The 16,362-nt window shown below is 60.0% G+C and carries 17 protein-coding genes; 8 read left to right on the forward strand and 9 right to left on the reverse strand.

Going from position 1 to position 16,362, the window contains the following annotated elements; genetic code table 11:
* Nucleotides 1-298 precede the first annotated feature (298 nt).
* A complete protein-coding gene (locus tag RA164_RS13975) occupies nucleotides 299-1,729 on the reverse strand; it encodes an aminotransferase-like domain-containing protein (RefSeq protein ID WP_329741447.1) in 1,431 nt (476 codons plus the stop codon).
* Between the two features lie 89 nt (nucleotides 1,730-1,818).
* On the opposite strand from RA164_RS13975, the gene cyoA reads away from it, so the two are divergent.
* The 4 genes from cyoA to cyoD are packed head-to-tail and all read left to right on the forward strand — an operon-like array spanning nucleotide 1,819 to nucleotide 5,820.
* Nucleotides 1,819-2,793: a ubiquinol oxidase subunit II gene (gene cyoA / locus RA164_RS13980; protein WP_412731041.1), complete on the forward strand. Its 975-nt coding sequence runs from the start codon at nucleotides 1,819-1,821 to the stop codon at nucleotides 2,791-2,793.
* Between the two features lie 16 nt (nucleotides 2,794-2,809).
* Complete coding sequence (cyoB, locus tag RA164_RS13985; RefSeq protein ID WP_329743562.1) at nucleotides 2,810-4,822, forward strand: cytochrome o ubiquinol oxidase subunit I; 2,013 nt, start codon at nucleotides 2,810-2,812, stop codon at nucleotides 4,820-4,822.
* Between the two features lie 3 nt (nucleotides 4,823-4,825).
* Nucleotides 4,826-5,443 carry a cytochrome o ubiquinol oxidase subunit III gene (gene cyoC / locus RA164_RS13990; protein WP_329741449.1) on the forward strand — a complete coding sequence of 206 codons (618 nt, stop codon included), beginning with the start codon at nucleotides 4,826-4,828 and terminating at the stop codon, nucleotides 5,441-5,443.
* Nucleotides 5,440-5,820, forward strand: a complete 381-nt coding sequence (gene cyoD, locus RA164_RS13995) for a cytochrome o ubiquinol oxidase subunit IV (protein WP_329741450.1) — start codon at nucleotides 5,440-5,442, stop codon at nucleotides 5,818-5,820. The genes cyoC and cyoD overlap by 4 nt, the downstream gene beginning before the upstream one ends.
* A 215-nt stretch (nucleotides 5,821-6,035) precedes the next feature.
* Here cyoD and RA164_RS14000 read toward each other — a convergent pair whose 3' ends face one another.
* Both RA164_RS14000 and RA164_RS14005 read right to left on the reverse strand, forming a co-directional pair.
* A complete protein-coding gene (locus tag RA164_RS14000) occupies nucleotides 6,036-7,643 on the reverse strand; it encodes a hypothetical protein (RefSeq protein ID WP_329741451.1) in 1,608 nt (535 codons plus the stop codon).
* Nucleotides 7,644-7,872: 229 nt separating this feature from the next.
* A complete protein-coding gene (locus RA164_RS14005) occupies nucleotides 7,873-8,367 on the reverse strand; it encodes a hypothetical protein (protein WP_329741452.1) in 495 nt (164 codons plus the stop codon).
* A 215-nt stretch (nucleotides 8,368-8,582) separates the two neighbouring features.
* Between RA164_RS14005 and RA164_RS16640 the strand changes: the two genes are divergently transcribed.
* Entirely contained in the window at nucleotides 8,583-8,840 is a 258-nt protein-coding gene (locus RA164_RS16640) for a helix-turn-helix domain-containing protein (protein WP_412731042.1), read from the forward strand.
* Nucleotides 8,841-8,991: 151 nt separating this feature from the next.
* Here the strand turns inward: RA164_RS16640 and RA164_RS14010 are convergent, their stop codons facing one another.
* The 6 genes from RA164_RS14010 to RA164_RS14035 form a co-directional block, all read right to left on the reverse strand.
* The gene (locus tag RA164_RS14010) at nucleotides 8,992-9,477 is read right to left on the reverse strand and encodes a JAB domain-containing protein (protein ID WP_329741453.1); all 486 of its coding nucleotides are present in this window, start codon (nucleotides 9,475-9,477) and stop codon (nucleotides 8,992-8,994) included.
* 107 nt (nucleotides 9,478-9,584) lie between these two features.
* Nucleotides 9,585-9,953, reverse strand: a complete 369-nt coding sequence (locus tag RA164_RS14015) for a hypothetical protein (RefSeq protein ID WP_329741454.1) — start codon at nucleotides 9,951-9,953, stop codon at nucleotides 9,585-9,587.
* Between the two features lie 857 nt (nucleotides 9,954-10,810).
* Nucleotides 10,811-11,098 (reverse strand): YegP family protein, encoded by a 288-nt coding sequence (locus tag RA164_RS14020; RefSeq protein WP_459553950.1) that lies wholly within the window; start codon nucleotides 11,096-11,098, stop codon nucleotides 10,811-10,813.
* A gap of 197 nt (nucleotides 11,099-11,295) precedes the next feature.
* Complete coding sequence (locus tag RA164_RS14025) at nucleotides 11,296-11,505, reverse strand: alkylphosphonate utilization protein (RefSeq protein ID WP_329741456.1); 210 nt, start codon at nucleotides 11,503-11,505, stop codon at nucleotides 11,296-11,298.
* Nucleotides 11,506-11,614: 109 nt separating this feature from the next.
* Nucleotides 11,615-12,328: a hypothetical protein gene (locus RA164_RS14030; RefSeq protein WP_329741457.1), complete on the reverse strand. Its 714-nt coding sequence runs from the start codon at nucleotides 12,326-12,328 to the stop codon at nucleotides 11,615-11,617.
* 58 nt (nucleotides 12,329-12,386) lie between these two features.
* Complete coding sequence (locus RA164_RS14035) at nucleotides 12,387-12,602, reverse strand: ribbon-helix-helix protein, CopG family (protein ID WP_329741458.1); 216 nt, start codon at nucleotides 12,600-12,602, stop codon at nucleotides 12,387-12,389.
* Nucleotides 12,603-12,718: 116 nt separating this feature from the next.
* Here RA164_RS14035 and hyfB point away from each other — a divergent pair, with 116 nt between their 5' ends.
* Genes hyfB through RA164_RS14050 form a run of 3 tightly spaced genes read left to right on the forward strand, consistent with a single transcriptional unit; the run spans nucleotide 12,719 to nucleotide 16,362 of the window.
* The gene (gene hyfB, locus RA164_RS14040; RefSeq protein ID WP_329741459.1) at nucleotides 12,719-14,743 is read left to right on the forward strand and encodes a hydrogenase 4 subunit B; all 2,025 of its coding nucleotides are present in this window, start codon (nucleotides 12,719-12,721) and stop codon (nucleotides 14,741-14,743) included.
* On the forward strand, nucleotides 14,734-15,693 hold the full coding sequence (locus RA164_RS14045) for a respiratory chain complex I subunit 1 family protein (protein WP_329741460.1): 960 nt from the start codon (nucleotides 14,734-14,736) through the stop codon (nucleotides 15,691-15,693). Before hyfB ends, RA164_RS14045 begins: the two co-directional genes overlap by 10 nt.
* Nucleotides 15,694-15,696: 3 nt before the next feature.
* Nucleotides 15,697-16,362 carry a formate hydrogenlyase gene (locus tag RA164_RS14050; protein ID WP_329741461.1) on the forward strand — a complete coding sequence of 222 codons (666 nt, stop codon included), beginning with the start codon at nucleotides 15,697-15,699 and terminating at the stop codon, nucleotides 16,360-16,362.

Genomic DNA, 16,362 nt, shown 5'->3' on the forward strand with positions numbered 1-16,362 from the left:
TCCCGAGTACTTTAGCTGCTTCGCGTAGGGGCTGGTGTCAGCCCGCCCAATGCCTTCTTCAGCGCCCTTCGTAGTATTCGTTCGATCTCGGCGTGAACCGCGTGCAGCACGCTGTTTAACGCCACGAATTTCGTCGATCACAAGGTCTGGGGTTTGATGCTGATGGCCGTGATCGCGTGCGGACCGGAGCGTTATAACTGGACACGCTAATCGGACGGATACGCACACCTCGTCGAGATCCACTTCAAAGCACGCGACGCTGGCGCATGAAGAAGACTCAATCAACGTATGTGCACGGCTACACGACAAGACTAGGCTGCAGCAATGGCTGACGAGCTAGCAGCGCGGCCAATTTTTGCAGTGCCGCCACAAGGCTCTGACGGCTAGATCCACCTCCAAGCGAAATACGAATCGCGTTTTGTGATGACGATGCCACTTGGAAGACGCTCGACGGTGTGAGGGCTAGGCCTTCGGAACGAGCCACTTGGACGAGGTCGTTAGAGGTCCAATGGTCTGGCAGGACATGCCACAGATGGATGCCCGCACTGTTAGCGTAGGTCGCCCCCTTTGCCCCTAGAAGAATCTTGCGTGCGAGCCGCTGACGAGAACGTGCCTCAGAACGGACGTCTGCCACAATGCGGGCCGCCGTTCCATCGAGTATCCATTGCGTCACAAGCGCGGCCATCATCGGAGCGGCCATCAGGGCGATGGAACGCAAAGCTGCAAGAAACACGCGATGAGTGTTGTCATCCGGCGACACCACGAAGGCGGTGCGTAATCCCGGTGATAGGCATTTGGACAAGGTCGATACGTAGTGAACGCGTTCCGGCACGATTCGAGCCAATGGTGGAGGTGCACCATCTGCGAATAACCAGTACGGATCATCCTCAATGATCTGAAGGCCGTGTTTGACCGCCATGGCGGCGATTTCGCGGCGACGGCTTTCGGGCATGGTATGTGTGCTCGGGTTCTGCAAGGTCGGATTGAGATAAACCACGCTCCCCCTATGCGCCCGACATGCTTCTTCCAGCGCGTCGGGCCGCATACCGTCTGCATCTGTCGCCACAGGCATTGCGATTCGCCCGAACTGCTGGATGGCCGCCAGTAGACCCGGATAAGCCAGAGGTTCGGTCAAGATGATTTCGCCAGGCGTCGTCAAGGTCATAATCAATGCAGCAAGGGCGGACTGAGCGCCTGGAGACGTCGCCACCCGCTCGATATCCACTTTGCCAAGCATCGGATTCAGCCAGCGTCGAGCGGCATCGCGATCCGCTGGGCCGCCTCCGGCCAAGTGGTACGTCATCAGAAGGTCCGCATCGTTGCGCACCAGGACTTGTGAAGTGCCTTGTCGCAAAGACTCCGCCCAGTCGACCTCTCGGGGCGAAGGTGGGATGTTCATGCTCAGGTCGACCATCCCGGACAATTCGACCTTCGAGGCCGCGACATAAGTTCCACGTGCGCCCAGCGATCGTATCCACGCTCGCTGTATGGCTTCTCGATAGGCATGGCTTACCGTCGTGAGGTCCACATGGAGTTGTGCGGCCAATTGGCGCTGGGGCGGCAACCGATCCCCCGGGCGAAGTCGTCCGTCGGACAATGCGTGTTCCAAGGCCTGAAGAATCTGCAGATAGCGCGGACCTCTGCCCGGCCTGATCGCTTCGATCCAGCCGGTTACCGCCGCCTTTCGTCCTGGTCCTACCTGAGTCATTTTGCCGCCAATGTATGGCATATGCACCCATCTAGCATACACAAAAACCAAACAAAGTACCGTAGATAGATTTTTGTATGGTTCTTGTCTTCGGAGAGTGTGTGCGAACCATGAAGAGACTGGCTACCAGTGGCACTGATAGATCGTTGCCTCGGACACGACCGGGCAGACGACTAGGGTCACGGGCCGCATGCGGCCTTGCCCCCTTTCTTGTATGCATGACAACGCTCACATTGAGTGGCTGTCACATGGCACTGTTCGACCCCAAGGGCAGTATCGGCGTGCAAGAAAAGCACCTGATCATCATTGCATCAGTTTTGATGCTGCTGGTGGTGGTCCCAGTGATCGCGCTGACACTGTATTTCGCCTGGCACTACCGCAAATCCAACACACAGGCTACCTACGCGCCAACGTGGACACACTCCACAAAGATCGAGGTGGTGGTGTGGGTTATTCCGTGCCTGATTGTGACCTGTCTTGCGGTACTTATCTGGCGCTCAACGCATACGCTGGATCCCTACCGCCCCGTCCAGTCGACGGCCAAACCGGTAAACGTCGATGTCATCGCACTCAACTGGAAGTGGCTATTCATCTACCCCGACGAGGATATTGCCTCGGTCAATCGGTTAGTGATTCCGGTCGGCAGGCCAATCAATTTCCGCATCACCTCTGACTCCATCATGAACTCCTTCTTCATCCCCCGGCTCGGTAGCCAGATTTATGCGATGTCGGGAATGCAGACGCGCCTGCACCTGATCGCAGATACGCCCGGCGTCTATCAAGGGATGTCGTCCTCGTTCAGTGGCCCGGGATTCGCTGACATGCATTTCGATACCGCAGCCACCAGCGAGGCGGATTTCAAGCGCTGGGTCGAACAGGCTCGGCACTCAAAGCTTGTATTGACCAAGGCGGCCTACCAGGCCCTTGCAGCACCGAGCCGGAACAACCCGGTGGAAAGTTATTCGCACGTGGCTGCTCACCTGTTCGAACACGTCGTCGACCAGTACCGGCGCGACGTCTTCCCAGGCCGCCCACCGCACCCCGCCATTCCCTTGAACCCATCCGCTGCCAGAGTCTCGGAGTAGCGCCATGTTCGGACACTTGTTGGGTAAGCTCTCTCTAAACGCCATCCCCTATCACGAGCCCATCATCATGGGCACGCTCGCCGTGGTCTCGGTCCTCGGCTTCGCCCTATTGGCGGCCGTCACCTACGCCGGCAAGTGGACCTACCTTTGGAAGGAGTGGTTCACCTCGGTCGACCACAAGAAGGTCGGCGTGATGTACATCATTCTTGCCTTGGTGATGCTGCTTCGCGGCTTTGCCGACGCCATCATGATGCGCGCCCAACAGGCCATCGCGGCGAATGGCGCGGCAGGTTACCTGCCTCCACATCACTACGACCAGATATTCACCGCCCACGGCGTCATCATGATCTTCTTCGTGGCGACACCGTTCATCATAGGCCTGATGAACGTCATCCTGCCGTTGCAGATTGGTGCGCGCGACGTCGCCTTTCCGTTCCTGAATTCGCTGGGCCTGTGGCTATCCGTCGTCGGGGCACTACTGGTTATGCTCTCGATGTTCGTCGGCGACTTCGCTGCCACGGGCTGGGTCGCCTACCCCCCGCTCTCCGAGCTCAGTCACAGCCCCACGGTAGGCGTCGACTACTACATATGGTCGCTGCAGGTCTCCGGGTTGGGAACGCTGCTGTCGGGCATCAACTTCATCGCCACCATCCTGCGCATGCGGGCACCGGGCATGACGCTGATGAAGATGCCGGTCTTCGTCTGGACAGCGCTGGTCACCAGCATTCTGATCGTCGCCGTATTCCCCGTACTGACAGCGACCCTGGCCCTGCTCGCCGCCGACCGCTACCTGGGGATGCATTTCTTCACCAACACGCTTGGCGGAAACGCGATGATGTACATCAATCTCATCTGGGTCTGGGGCCATCCAGAGGTCTACATCCTCATCCTGCCTTTGTTTGGCACGTTCTCGGAGGTGATCGCGACCTTTTCGGGTAAGCCGCTCTTCGGCTACAAATCGATGGTCTACGCCACCTGCGCGATCGGCGTGCTGTCGTTCTTCGTCTGGCTGCACCACTTCTTCACCATGGGCTCCGGGGCAAACGTCAACGCCTTCTTCGGCATCATGACGTCAATCATCTCGATTCCCACCGGAGTGAAGCTGTTCAACTGGCTTTTCACCATGTATCGCGGGCGCGTGCGCTTCCATCCATCCACGCTATGGACGATTGGCTTCATGGTGACCTTTACCATCGGGGGTATGTCCGGTGTGCTGCTGGCCGTTCCTGGCGCCGACTTCGTCCTGCACAACAGCTTGTTTCTGATCGCGCATTTCCACAACGTGATCATCGGCGGGGTCGTATTCGGATGCATGGCCGGCCTCAATTTCTGGTTCCCCAAGGTGTTCGGGTTCACGCTTGACGAATTCTGGGGCAAGGTTTCGTTCTGGTGCTGGCTGATCGGCTTCTACCTCGCCTTCATGCCGCTCTACGTGCTTGGCTTCGAAGGCATGACTCGGCGCATGAACCACTATACGAACCCTGCGTGGCAACCGTGGCTGATCGTGGCGTTCATTGGTGCCGTGGTCATCGGGATGGGGATCTTCGCCAACCTGATCCAGATCGGCGTGAGCATCGCCCGCCGCGAAGCGAGCCGCGACCCTACGGGTGACCCGTGGGATGGACGGAGCCTCGAATGGTCGACCGCATCACCTGCACCTTTCTACAACTTCGCCACCATCCCCCACATCACGTCGCTGGAACAGCATTGGGACGACAAGACAACGGGTGTCGCCTACCGTAAACCGGAGCGGTACGAAGACATCCACATGCCGAAAAACACCCCAGCAGGCATCGTCATTGCCGCGTTCAGTCTGATGCTCTCCTTCGCACTGGTCTGGCATATGTGGGTGGTGGCGCTGCTCAGCCTCGTCGGTGCAGCAGCGACCCTCCTGGCGCGCAGTTATCGCCTCGACCAGGAGTATGTCGTCCCCGCCGCAGAGGTGGAGCGCCTGGAGCACACCCGTCTTGCCCCCATGCAGATGTTCCACCAAGTGAATTCGGCATCGGCCAGCCTGAAGGCGTCTTGAGCAATGAGTACCTCCGTCCTATCCACCACGCAGAACGTCACTAGCCACGATGCGGGACACCACGACCGCGGCGCGACCACCGTGCTCGGGTTCTGGCTCTACCTGATGAGCGATTGCCTGATCTTCGCCACGTTGTTCGCGACGTTCGGTGTACTGGCGGCCAATACGGCGGGCGGTCCCGGTGGCAGAGCGCTCTTCGACCTGCCCTATGTCCTTGGCGAGACCGCCTTACTGCTGACCAGCAGTTTCACCTTCGGGTTTGCCGTGCTAAGCGCACATGAGCAGCACCGAGACCGCACTCAGGCGTGGCTGTGGATTACGTTTCTTCTTGGCGCCGCATTCATCGCGATGGAGCTGCACGAGTTCGCCCTGCTGATCCACCGCGGCGCCGGCCCTGATACCAGCGCGTTCCTGTCGTCGTATTTCGTCCTCGTCGGAACGCATGGTCTGCACGTGATGTGCGGGTTGCTATGGATCGTAACGCTCATTCATCAGGTCGGCCGCTTCGGCCTCAACAGTGCGATGCTTCGCCGCCTAACCTGTTTGAGTCTCTTCTGGCATTTCCTCGACCTGATCTGGATCTGTGTCTTTACCTTCGTCTACTTGCGCGCTTTCCTATGAAAACCTCGCCATCACATCCAAAGGCTGCCGCCGCGAAGACGTCCTCGCACGGAACGACCAGGGACTATGCCGTTGGTTTTGCCCTGTCATGCATCATCACGATGGCGGCATTCGCCACTGTCATGGCCGGCATCGCATCGCATGGCATCGGACTCGCCATCGTCGTGGCGCTCTGTGTCGCCCAATTGCTCGTGCAACTGGTGTACTTCATGCACATTGGAACCTCCCCCGACAAGCGCGAGAACGCCGTCATTTTCAGCTGCACGGCGCTTCTCATCGTCGTCATGGTGGGACTTTCGCTGTGGGTCATGCACAACGCCAACGTCAACATGATGCCGACACATATGTCGGCGAGACAGGCCATGCTGCATGAGTAATCTCGAATTGGCTGTTGAGAAGTGGCGTTCCACTGTGCTTTGGTAGGTCCGATCTAGCGATAGCTGTCATGCTGGTGACCATTTGTGGCACACGTACACGATTACTACGTTAGCAACCGGCAAAGCCGGAGCCCCCGTTCGTGGACGGGGGGCTCGATATCAAAAGCGCTAAAATCCGCCCGCATGGAAGCGTAGAAAGACTTTGGCCTACGCCGCTACTCTTTGAATCTAGGATCCCGACCTATGACGTTGCCTTTGGTGTCGTAGCAGATGACATCGCAGCTCAGGCGGTAGCGGCTGATGTCGGCCGGATCGACTGGAAACATCCATCCCGCGACATCCTGTATCGAACCGATTGCCACGCCATCCCCACTGACGCATTGGCCGTTCTTTTCGCACTCGACCTCGTAGATCGGGTACCCGAGATAATCGATGGTGCTCACCATGAGATTCGAGTTGATCCGGATCAGGGCGTCCATGTATGCATCGAGCGGTGCCTTACCCGGATAGAACGAGGTCACCCGGTTGCCAAAGGTGTTGGCCGTCAGTTCGCTACTGCCAGTTGATTCCGGTGTCGACGCGTGTTGTACCCCCGCCTGCGCCGACGGCGACATCGCTTGCGATGACTGTCCGGTGGTCAACCATCGAGTGACCGGAATTTCCGCCGCCAGGGTCGACGATATCGCCCGTCCCACGACATGCTGCGCCTTGTCGAAGCAGATCGGCCCCATACACGCGATCTTGTTCGCAGCCAGCGCATTGATCAGCTTCGGCCACCCATCGATATCCGGGATGGCAGTGACCGCGATCTGTACATCGGCCGGATTGACCGGCCACAACCGCGCCGCGAACCCGGCGATGTTGGTTGTGTGCCCGGTATCGCCGTTGCTGAAGTAATCATCACAGGACGCTCGTCCGGCGTTGTTCTGGCACGTTGCCTCGATCGATACATAGCCCGCCGCATCAATACCGCCCAGCTGGTAGGGCATCTTCAGATACCGAAGCGCGTAGGTCGCCGCCTTGAGCGGGCTTTGCCCTGGATAGTGAGACACCACCTGGTTGCCATAGGTTGCCAGGGTCAGCCCCGGGGTGGGTACCGGATCACTGTTGCCTTGTGTAGACGGAGTCGCCTGCTCATTCGCGGATGCCGGCAGTGTGGTGCCACTGGCCATGGCATGGATCAGCGCGTCATCGTCGGTCAAGGCCACGGTCGAAGACGTACCGGTGTTGGCCACCTTCGCCATTGACTGACCAACCTGGGCCAAAGCGCCAATCAGGACGAGGATGCCAGCGACGTTGAAGAACAGCTGGCGCTGAGCAATGCCCTTGGGGTTGATCAGGTGAAGCACCTGCTGGCCCCGCATCGTCTCATCAGCCTGCTCGGGTGGGATGACCTCGGACCAGCCCTTGCGGATGCCCAGGACCACGGCCAGCGCGGCAAGAAACGCGGTGACGGCATTGTTGACGTTCACCATCATCAGTTCGCTGGCGCCAGCGACGGCGCTGATGCCTATCCACGCCGCGCTGTAAGCCGCACCGATCACGCCCGCGAGGAGGTACCACACCCAGAGCTTCGATGACCGGGTCAGGAAACCGCCCGGGAGGTGGAGACGGTGCAAGGTCTTGCCGCGTCCGATGTTGGACCAGAGGTAGAACGGCAGCACGACCCAGGGAAAGAGGGCGATGCCATACAGGCCGCCTCCCACACCAAGTTCCAGGGCGATGAGGAGGATTGGAAGTACGAGGATGTTGCGGATGACGGTGAACTTCTGCCCACCGGTCAGGGTGGCGAAGATCGTCCAGAAGCTTTCAGTCTTCTTCATGGGGATGTTCCTTTCGATACGGTCGCGCAGCGACCGCAGGGATGTCGTGGGAGAGAGAAAACGTCGTTAAAGCCCAGAGCCGTAACCTGGCGCCAGGATGCATGCCGGTGCCTGCAGGCACCGGGGCCGCCCCTGGCCATGGGTGCGATGACCTGCGTTCCTAAGGTTGCTTTCGGTGATCGCGTGGTGGTGCCGGTGCGTAGAGGCAACCAGCTCCAGGACCAGTTGACTATTCGACGTGCGACAGCCCCCAGTCGTATTGGTCGTAGGTGCTGACGTTGTCGTGGTCGATCATGCTGTAGATGTTGGCGAGGTAGTCGGCGGCGTTCTTGTCGCTTTCCTTCCGGCCATCGGTGAACAGGGTTTCCCAACCGACGTAGCTCAACTCGGGCGTACCGTCGGCACCGATGGTCCACTGCTGGACCTCAGTGACCTTCTTGTAATGCAGCTTTGTGAAGTCAGGACTGCTTGCCGGATTCAGCACGCAGCGGTACTCAACCACGGTCTGCCCGCGATCACTGGTGATCGTGCCCCAGTGGACGGAGGCGCAAACCTTGCGGTGATCCAGAGCCTGGCCGAGGGTCATGTCCGATTGGACGGTGTAGTACTGGACCGGGCTCGTGAAAGCCATGGCCTTCACCTTGCTGATGTTCGGGTGGGAACATCCGGCCAAAACCGCAAATGCGGCGACCAACCCCAGCCCAACGGTGATGCGGGTTTTCATGCACTTGCTCCTTGTGTGGGCAACGTTGTCTCGCCCGGGTTATGGGAATGGATCAGATCCGCGTCGGCGCTGGATGGATCGGGGTACCGGCCTCGCTGAGATGCATGACCGGCATCACAGATGACGCGGAAGCCTTCCGGATTTATCTGGTCCTCAATAGAGTTTGTAGAATATATCCCGTGGATTGAAAGTCTCGCAATCGGCACTTTGCGTGCATGCCACGGGACTTCGACCAGGTGCGTCACCAGCTTGCGCGTAACATCCGGAATCTCCGGAGAAGCAAGCGACTCTCTCAAGAGCAACTAGCTCTGAACGCAGACGTGGATCGAACCTATGTCAGCCAGATCGAGCGAGCCATCGGTAACCCGTCCCTTCTTGTGCTGTGCAAGCTTGGACTCGTACTTAATGTCGACATTGGCGCACTACTCGACGCGGACAAAAAAGCGAGACCGGTAAAATCAGCGGGTAGCTGACGTCTATGCCAGCTTTCGGTCGTGATCTAATCGTGTCGTAGACGGATTCCATGGAGGGATCGGAGACGCCCGGTGGCGGCTCACACCGCTCACCAGGCCTACGAAGGATTGCACCAAATCAGTCGCTACGAACTGGCGTTGTTGCGGCCGGCTACAGCAGGCCGCGACTGGCCATACTGACGCAGTCGGATCCGACGATCAGGTGATCCAGCACTCGAACTCCGACTAGGCGTAGGGCATCGCACAACTCCTTGGTGATGGAACGATCGGCGACGCTGGGCTCAGCCACCCCACTTGGATGGTTGTGGGCCAGAATGGCTGCACTGGCGTTGATGCCCAAAGCGGCTCGTACAACTTCGCGCGGATAGACACTGGCACCGTCGACAGTGCCGGTGAACAGCCGCTGGCAACCCAGGATGCGATGCCGGGTATCGAGCCACAGGACATGAAACTCCTCGTGCCGAAGCGCCCCCAGGCGCATACGGAGAAAGTCAGCGGCATCGGTCGGACAACCGATGCTTCCCTTACGCTCGAGCCGTTCCTTGAGGATGTCCTCAGCTGCTTCCATGATGGCTTGCTCTTTGGACTGGCGTTCCGGATCGGCGACCGGGGGGCAGAGGGTTGAACTAGATGACATGGTGGATTCCTTGTTTCAGAGGCACAAAGGCCCAGCGCCCGGCCGAGGCCGGGCGCTGGGCACTATGCGCGAAAGTGAGAAATGAAGTTAACGAGCCCGAAAGAGCCCTACGGCGAGGTGTCGCCGAAGGTGTGCCCGCAGGCTCTGCAGCGGTAGTTGTCGAGGATGTTCTGGTCGATGGCGGCACCCAGTTTGGACCCGGCCGCACAACCCGCAGCACCGGCGACGATCCCATCGATCACCACGCCAGCCGCCGCACCCATCAGCGCTCCGATAGGTCCGCCCACAAACCCTACCTCAGCACCTGAAAGCGCCAGGGTCACGCCACTGGTCGTACCAGCAATGGCACCGATCGCGCCACCGTACTTGCGTCCCAGGTTACGCGTTTCGATCTGTGCTGACCTACATCGTGGGCAACGTGGCACCACATCCATTACGTCACCGGCCCAGGGCTGCTCCGGGATCAGGTCATGCATGGGCGCTGTCCTCCAGACGGTAGTTGACGTACCACTGAAGGAGGAACATCCAGAGACATCCCGCCAGGAAAAGGCTCGCGAACACAATCAGGCATTCAACCAGCGAGAAGCAGGGGTAAGTACCCCCCAATCTATCGAACATCACCAAGACTCCCAGGAAAGGAACATCCGCGGACTGCAAGCACGGATGGATCCGCCACGATGGCGGCTCAGAGAGGTGATGTGGATTTGAAAAATGTTGGATTCGACGCTGCCTGATGCACTAGGAGCCCACGCTGACGACAGGGCGTTCCAATAGTGTCGAGTGGGGATAACCACCACAAGCGTTGTTGAACATCACCATGACTCCGTACGCAGGTGGCTTTCGCATGGAAGCCCACACGGAAGGAGCAGAGAACGCCCTCTGCTCATCGGGGTGATATGGATCTCAAAATTGCTGGGTTCGCTGGCTCCAATCTCCCTCTAGCCAGTAGTGGGCCGGGGTAGCCCACGGAACTGCTGCGCGCAGATGGCGGCCAACGAACACTGGAGCAAGCAGAAGTTACGCGTGGGTGCCTGGCGCTAGCGACGATGGATGCCCCGGAAAGGGCGCCGCATGCTCGCCCCCCCTTTGAAAGAGCCACCTGATTCATTGCAGTCCTCGGATCGCAGTTGTGCCCAGCCGTCACGGCGTGATCGGCAGCACGCTTGGCGTGCCACGACCACACCACACTTGCGAGAGCTGCTAGGTGAGGCGCTTGTCAGTATGTTGCTAACCGATGAGGGTCGAAATCTCTTTTAAAGCCAGCGCAGAACAAGGAAGGCCGACGGATGCCGGCCTTCGGAGACATTCGATCACGACGGGCTCTACAACCTGGTCAAGTCTCGTCCTTGATATCGGCCGTCGGTCCATTCTCCTTGACGGAGGCAATACCCCTCTCACACGCCGCCGAAGAGGAATACATCTCGCTGCGACCGATCACCTCGCCGTTACCGGCCTTGAGGACAAAGTAGGGATCGCCTGCTGTGGACGTTTTGCGCTCGTAGCGCCCATCGTACGGACTGTTGGTCTGGACGGACGCAATGCCGTTCTGTGCTCCAGCCTTGGTCGTATATCGCTCGCTGGTCAAAATGATCTCGTAGTTGCCCGCCTTCAGATTAAACATGAATTGGTCACCACTACGCTTCAAGACATACCTTCCGGACATCGCTCAGTTCTCCTGCGGCATTGATGTTCCCCCTGAGGCGATCCATGGGTTTTCCATATCCACAGCCATGGATTGGTCAGATAACCATAGTTCATCGGAGTGCTGCGACGGTTCACTGAAACGGCTTACTATCGCCTATAGCGGATGTCGCATGCTCACCCCTTCTTCAAGAAACATGTCCTGAGTACCAGCGTGCTCTTGCCGTCGCGGCACTCTATCTCTTCCTCGTTCGACGTGAGGCGAATGTTCTTGAACTGCGCTCCGCGCTTGAGCGTTTGTGACGAACCCTTGACCTTGAGGTCTTTGATGACAAGCACCGTGTCACCGTTCTCAAGCGTGTTTCCATTGCTGTCGCGTACCGCCATGATGTTGCTTGCCTCTCTTTGGGTCATTACGTGCGTCATTGAACCAGGCGGCGGCCGAATGATCCCCATGCCGTTTCAGGCTTGAGGTTGGCGCCTGATGCGACGGGCATCATTTCGATCGCTTCTTCTGGCCCATGGCGTGAAAACGTGAAGGCGGCGCCAAATGCGCGCGCACCGTCTCAAAAATGGGATTGGCTTCCGATGGTTGCCTGAGATGGCGCCCCACAGCCACGGCAGCCAACTGACTCACCTCCATGGGCAGTGGCGTAGCGAGTTCCGACCAGAATCCCAACTCAAGGCCTTTCAGATTCGCCGTTCCTGTCAACTGGGACAGCGCCTCGTCGAAAGCCGTCCGGCGTAGCTCATTGACGACCGCATCACCCGCCGCTGCGATAACGAGGCGACATGCGGCCTGGCGAGAGCTCTTCAAATAGGCCTCATACGCCATCAAGCAACCAGAGAACAGGGAGCGGTGACGCACTATGTCCGACCCTTTGCTGCGCCCGGTTTGGTGTTCGACAACGGCTACTGCAAATCGCAGCGGCAGGCGCCGGATGAGCGCCGCCAGCGTACTTTCGACCGCATTGGGTTCGCGGTCGACGGGGCGAGACAGCTGAGGTGCAGCGTCTTGAGTCCACGTCAAGCCAGGTTCGCCGGCGATATTGCCCCGCAATGCCTGCAGCTCCTCCAAGGCATGTGCAAGCATGGACCACGTCGCTGGCACGGTCGGCCAACAGAGCACCTGCACATCGGTTCGACTGTCCTGCGTCGTGGTGCTGCATTCGCCGAGGAAGGCCACATGCTCCGGGCGCAGCCCTGACATGACCCGAGAGGCATCTGATTTGTGCTGTGCCGGTGAGAGCTGCCGGCGCGTCGTAGGTTTACTTGCGGCCGGCATGCTTACCTCGTTGATCGGGCACCGGTTCGTCTTCGGCATGCCAGGGACGTCCGGAGGTTTGCTCGATGTACTCGCGGATAAGCCGACGCACGACCTGTGACGGCGTGGTGTCCTCGGCCGCGCACAAGCGCTCGAAGACGGCCTTCTTGCGCGGATCGATCAGGATCGTGAGACGGGCTGTACGATTCTCGATGGTCATGGGAGTATTATCCAGCTTACATGAAGAACAAACCATATGATAATCATATTATCATTTGATGAGCATGCCGTGATGTTCGCGTCCGTGGCCACCCCACCATCGAGGGAGCCAGGCGCGTGAACGAGGTGGTTTTCGCATCACCCACGCTGGTGACGGCTTTGCTCGGCCTTGTGGCGACCTGGCTGTTTATCGGCGTACTCGGTCTGGCCCGCCCTCATGGCGTCGTCTGGGTGGCCCGCGCGCTGTTCCCCCTGGGGAGCGTGATCGCCCTGGGCGTGGCCGCAGTCGGCGCCGCGGCCTTGATGCCCGCCTTCCAGGCCCAGCAGGTCGTGCTGCCCCTGGGACTGCCTGACTTGCCGTTTCACGCCCGACTGGACGCCCTGTCAGGGTTTTTCCTGATGCTCCTCGGCAGTGCAGGGGCGGGGATTTCCATCTTTTCGGCAGGATACTTCCGGTCCGGCGAAGGCACGGCACCTGGCCTGCTGTGCCTGCAGTACCACGTGTTTCTTGCCAGCATGACGCTAGTCATCCTGGCCGCCGATGCATACGGCTTCATGGTCGCCTGGGAGACCATGGCGCTCAGCTCGTACTTCCTGGTCACCACGCAGCACCGGTTGCCCGAGATTCGACGCGCGGGATTCCTGTACCTGCTGATGGCGCATGTCGGCGCGCTTGGCATTCTGTTGTGCTTCGGCGTTCTGCATGGTGCCGGCTGGCAGATGACGTTCGATGCCATGCGGACCGCCTCGCTCTCCCCGGCTTGGGTGAGTGTCGCCTTCCTGCTGGCCTTGTTCGGCTTCGGCGCCAAGGCGGGCATGGTCCCTCTTCACATCTGGCTACCCGAGGCGCACCCCGCCGCGCCATCCCCGGTCTCGGCCATGATGAGCGGATTGATGTTGAAGACGGCGATCTACGGCCTTTTACGTGTCGGCCTGGACCTTCTTCCAGCCGGTCCATGGTGGTGGGGACTGCTGACACTGGTCCTCGGCCTGGGGACGGCGCTTTATGGCGCCGTCTTTGCAGCGGTCCAGACTGACATGAAGCGGCTGCTGGCTTACTCCTCGATCGAAAACATCGGTCTGATCTTGGCCGGGACCGGCCTGGTACTGCTGTGCCGCACGTTCGACATGCCGGTGCTTGCCGCTCTGGCGCTGGCCGCCGTACTGATCCATGCCTTCAACCACGCACTGTTCAAGAGCCTGCTCTTCCTGGCGACCGGCTCGGTGATGCACGCCACGGGCGAACGCAGCCTGGGCAAGTTGGGAGGACTGATCCGGCGCATGCCATGGGTCGCCGCGTTCGCACTCCTGGGGTCGCTGGCGATTGCCGGCCTCCCCCCGCTCAACGGCTTCGTCTCCGAGTGGCTGCTGCTGCAATCCTTTCTGAAGACCCCCACCCTCCCGCATGCCTTCCTCAACATGATCGTCCCGCTGGGCGCTGCCGTGGTGACACTGACCGCCGCCTTGGCCGGCTACGTGATGGTCAAGTTCTACGGCGTGGTCTTCCTTGGCCAGCATCGTGAGAAAGCGCTGGCTACGGCGCATGATGCAGGCCTGCTCGAGCGGGTGGGGCTGGCGTGGCTGGCCCTCGGATGCGTCGCGATTGGAGCCTTTCCCCAGGTGGCACTGGATGCCGCCGGACGTGTGACCCGGGCGCTGCTTGGAGCCACGACGCAGCGCGGGCCTTCGCCGTGGTGGATGACACCCATCGCAACCAATGAGGCGTCGTACAGCGGCCTGTGGTTCTGGATGGGACTGCTGGCGGTGATCGGCGTGACGTTTTCCATCGTGTACCTCTTGTTCCGCGGGCGCACTCGGCGTACGCCCGCGTGGGATTGCGGGTACCCCTGGCAGACGCCGCGCATGCAGGATTCCGCCGAGGGCTTTGGTCAACCGATCCGCCATCTGTTTGAACCCTTTTTCAAGATCGAGCGCGAACTGCCTGGCCCAACGGATACCGTTCCACGGTATCGCGTCCTGGTCATGGACCGGTTCTGGCTGGCGATCTATCAACCGCTCGGGCGCATGCTGCAACGCATGACGGACCGCATCGCCGTCTTGCAGTCGGGACGGCTGGCGCTCTATCTGCTGTACAGCTTTCTGACCTTGATCCTTCTACTGATGCTCGTCCTATGGCAATGACGGCAATGATCTATGGATGGCAAATAGGCGCGTGCCTGCTCGCCATCGGTCTGGCCCCCTTGTTCGCCGGATGGGTCGGGCAGTGCCGGGCGCTGCTGCAGAATCGCACTGCGCCATCGCCCTGGCAGCCCTACCGGATGCTGCGGAAGCTGTTCCATAAGGACGTCGCCCTGGCCAACGACGCGTCCTGGCTTTTCCGCAGCGCGCCGTACGTCGTCTTCGCCTCCATGGTGCTGGCAGCAGCGATCATTCCTTCGCTGACGACCCAGCTCCCCGCATCGCGGGTCGCCGATGCCATCGCGCTGGTGGGTCTGTTTGCGACGGCGCGCGCCTTCATGGCATTAGCGGCGATGGATATCGGCACCGCCTTCGGTACGCTCGGGGCGCGACGCGAAATGATGATCGGATTCCTCACCGAGCCGGCGTTGTTGATGGTGTTGTTCAACGCCTTCCTGATGGCGGGCACGACGGCCTTGCCGGTCATCGTCCAGCACACGCTTGCACAAACGCACATCGTGCTTCATCCGAGCTTGGCGTTTGCCGCCATTGCGTTCGTCATGGTGCTACTTGCCGAAAACGCCCGCCTGCCGATCGACAACCCGTCGACGCATCTCGAACTGACGATGATCCATGAAGCTATGGTGCTGGAATACTCCGCGCGCCACCTGGCACTGATCGAATGGGCATCGTGGCTGAAACTGTTCAACTACGCCTGCATCGGCTTCACGCTGTTCGCGCCATGGGGCATCGCCACACACCATGTCGGCGCCGCGGGCATCGCACTCGCCCTGCTCACCCTGCTCGCCAAGTTGTTGTTGGCCGGCGGCGTCCTGGCGCTATTCGAAACCGTGTCGACCAAGCTGCGACTGTTCCGTGCACCCGAGTTTCTCACCATGGCCTTCCTGCTGGCCGTACTCGGTGTACTCGTACACCTGTTACTGGAGGGCTGAGCCGTGCTCACGCTACCGCTTACCGCCCAATGGCTGCAAACGCTCGCCGGCGCCTTGCTGCTGATCTCCTTCGCCATGCTGGCCGAACGGCGGAGTCGGCGCCTCGTCACGCTGCTCGTCTGGCAAGGCATGGTGCTGGTGACCGCCACACTGCTGACCGCGGCAACCACCCATCTGAACCATCTGTACTTTTCGGCGGCGCTCACATTCGTACTGAAAGTCTGCGTGCTCCCCTGGATCCTTCTGCGCCTGATGCGTCGACTGGGTATCGAACGCGACAACGAACCCCTGGTGAACGTACCCACCTTGATGCTTGTCGGGCTTGGCTTGGTGATTTTCGCGTTTGGCCTGGCCCAGCCGGTCAGCGCACTCGCGACAACAGTCATCCGGCAGACGCTGGGGATTGCGCTAGCCGTAATCCTGCTGGCTCTGCTGATGATCCTGGCGCGTCGCAAGGCCTTTACCCAGGTGACCGGGTTCCTTGCGCTGGAAAACGGCCTGTTCTTTGCGGCCACCAGCACCACCTATGGCATGCCCATGGTGGTCGAACTGGGCATCGCGCTGGACGTGCTCGTGGGCGTCTTCATCTTCGGCGTCTTTTTCTTTCACATACGCGAGCAGTTCGACAGCCTTGATCTCCATCACCTCGAGTCGCTCAAGGAGGAATGA

The organism is Dyella sp. A6 (assembly GCF_036320485.1).
GTDB classification, from domain to species: Bacteria; Pseudomonadota; Gammaproteobacteria; order Xanthomonadales; family Rhodanobacteraceae; genus Rhodanobacter_A; species Rhodanobacter_A aluminiiresistens.

Excerpts from the sequence above, each read along its gene's own strand:
- RA164_RS14045 (WP_329741460.1), top strand. The coding sequence starts at position 14,734 with ATGGCAATGACGGCAATGATCTATGGATGGCAAATAGGCGCGTGCCTG.
- RA164_RS14035 (WP_329741458.1), bottom strand. The coding sequence starts at position 12,602 with ATGACCATCGAGAATCGTACAGCCCGTCTCACGATCCTGATCGATCCG.
- RA164_RS13975 (WP_329741447.1), bottom strand. The coding sequence starts at position 1,729 with ATGCCATACATTGGCGGCAAAATGACTCAGGTAGGACCAGGACGAAAG.
- RA164_RS14005 (WP_329741452.1), bottom strand. The coding sequence starts at position 8,367 with ATGAAAACCCGCATCACCGTTGGGCTGGGGTTGGTCGCCGCATTTGCG.
- RA164_RS14000 (WP_329741451.1), bottom strand. The coding sequence starts at position 7,643 with ATGAAGAAGACTGAAAGCTTCTGGACGATCTTCGCCACCCTGACCGGT.
- RA164_RS16640 (WP_412731042.1), top strand. The coding sequence starts at position 8,583 with ATGCCACGGGACTTCGACCAGGTGCGTCACCAGCTTGCGCGTAACATC.
- RA164_RS14025 (WP_329741456.1), bottom strand. The coding sequence starts at position 11,505 with ATGGCGGTACGCGACAGCAATGGAAACACGCTTGAGAACGGTGACACG.
- cyoC (WP_329741449.1), top strand. The coding sequence starts at position 4,826 with ATGAGTACCTCCGTCCTATCCACCACGCAGAACGTCACTAGCCACGAT.
- RA164_RS14015 (WP_329741454.1), bottom strand. The coding sequence starts at position 9,953 with ATGCATGACCTGATCCCGGAGCAGCCCTGGGCCGGTGACGTAATGGAT.
- RA164_RS14030 (WP_329741457.1), bottom strand. The coding sequence starts at position 12,328 with ATGTCAGGGCTGCGCCCGGAGCATGTGGCCTTCCTCGGCGAATGCAGC.
- cyoD (WP_329741450.1), top strand. The coding sequence starts at position 5,440 with ATGAAAACCTCGCCATCACATCCAAAGGCTGCCGCCGCGAAGACGTCC.
- RA164_RS14010 (WP_329741453.1), bottom strand. The coding sequence starts at position 9,477 with ATGTCATCTAGTTCAACCCTCTGCCCCCCGGTCGCCGATCCGGAACGC.
- RA164_RS14020 (WP_459553950.1), bottom strand. The coding sequence starts at position 11,098 with ATGTTTAATCTGAAGGCGGGCAACTACGAGATCATTTTGACCAGCGAG.
- cyoA (WP_412731041.1), top strand. The coding sequence starts at position 1,819 with ATGAAGAGACTGGCTACCAGTGGCACTGATAGATCGTTGCCTCGGACA.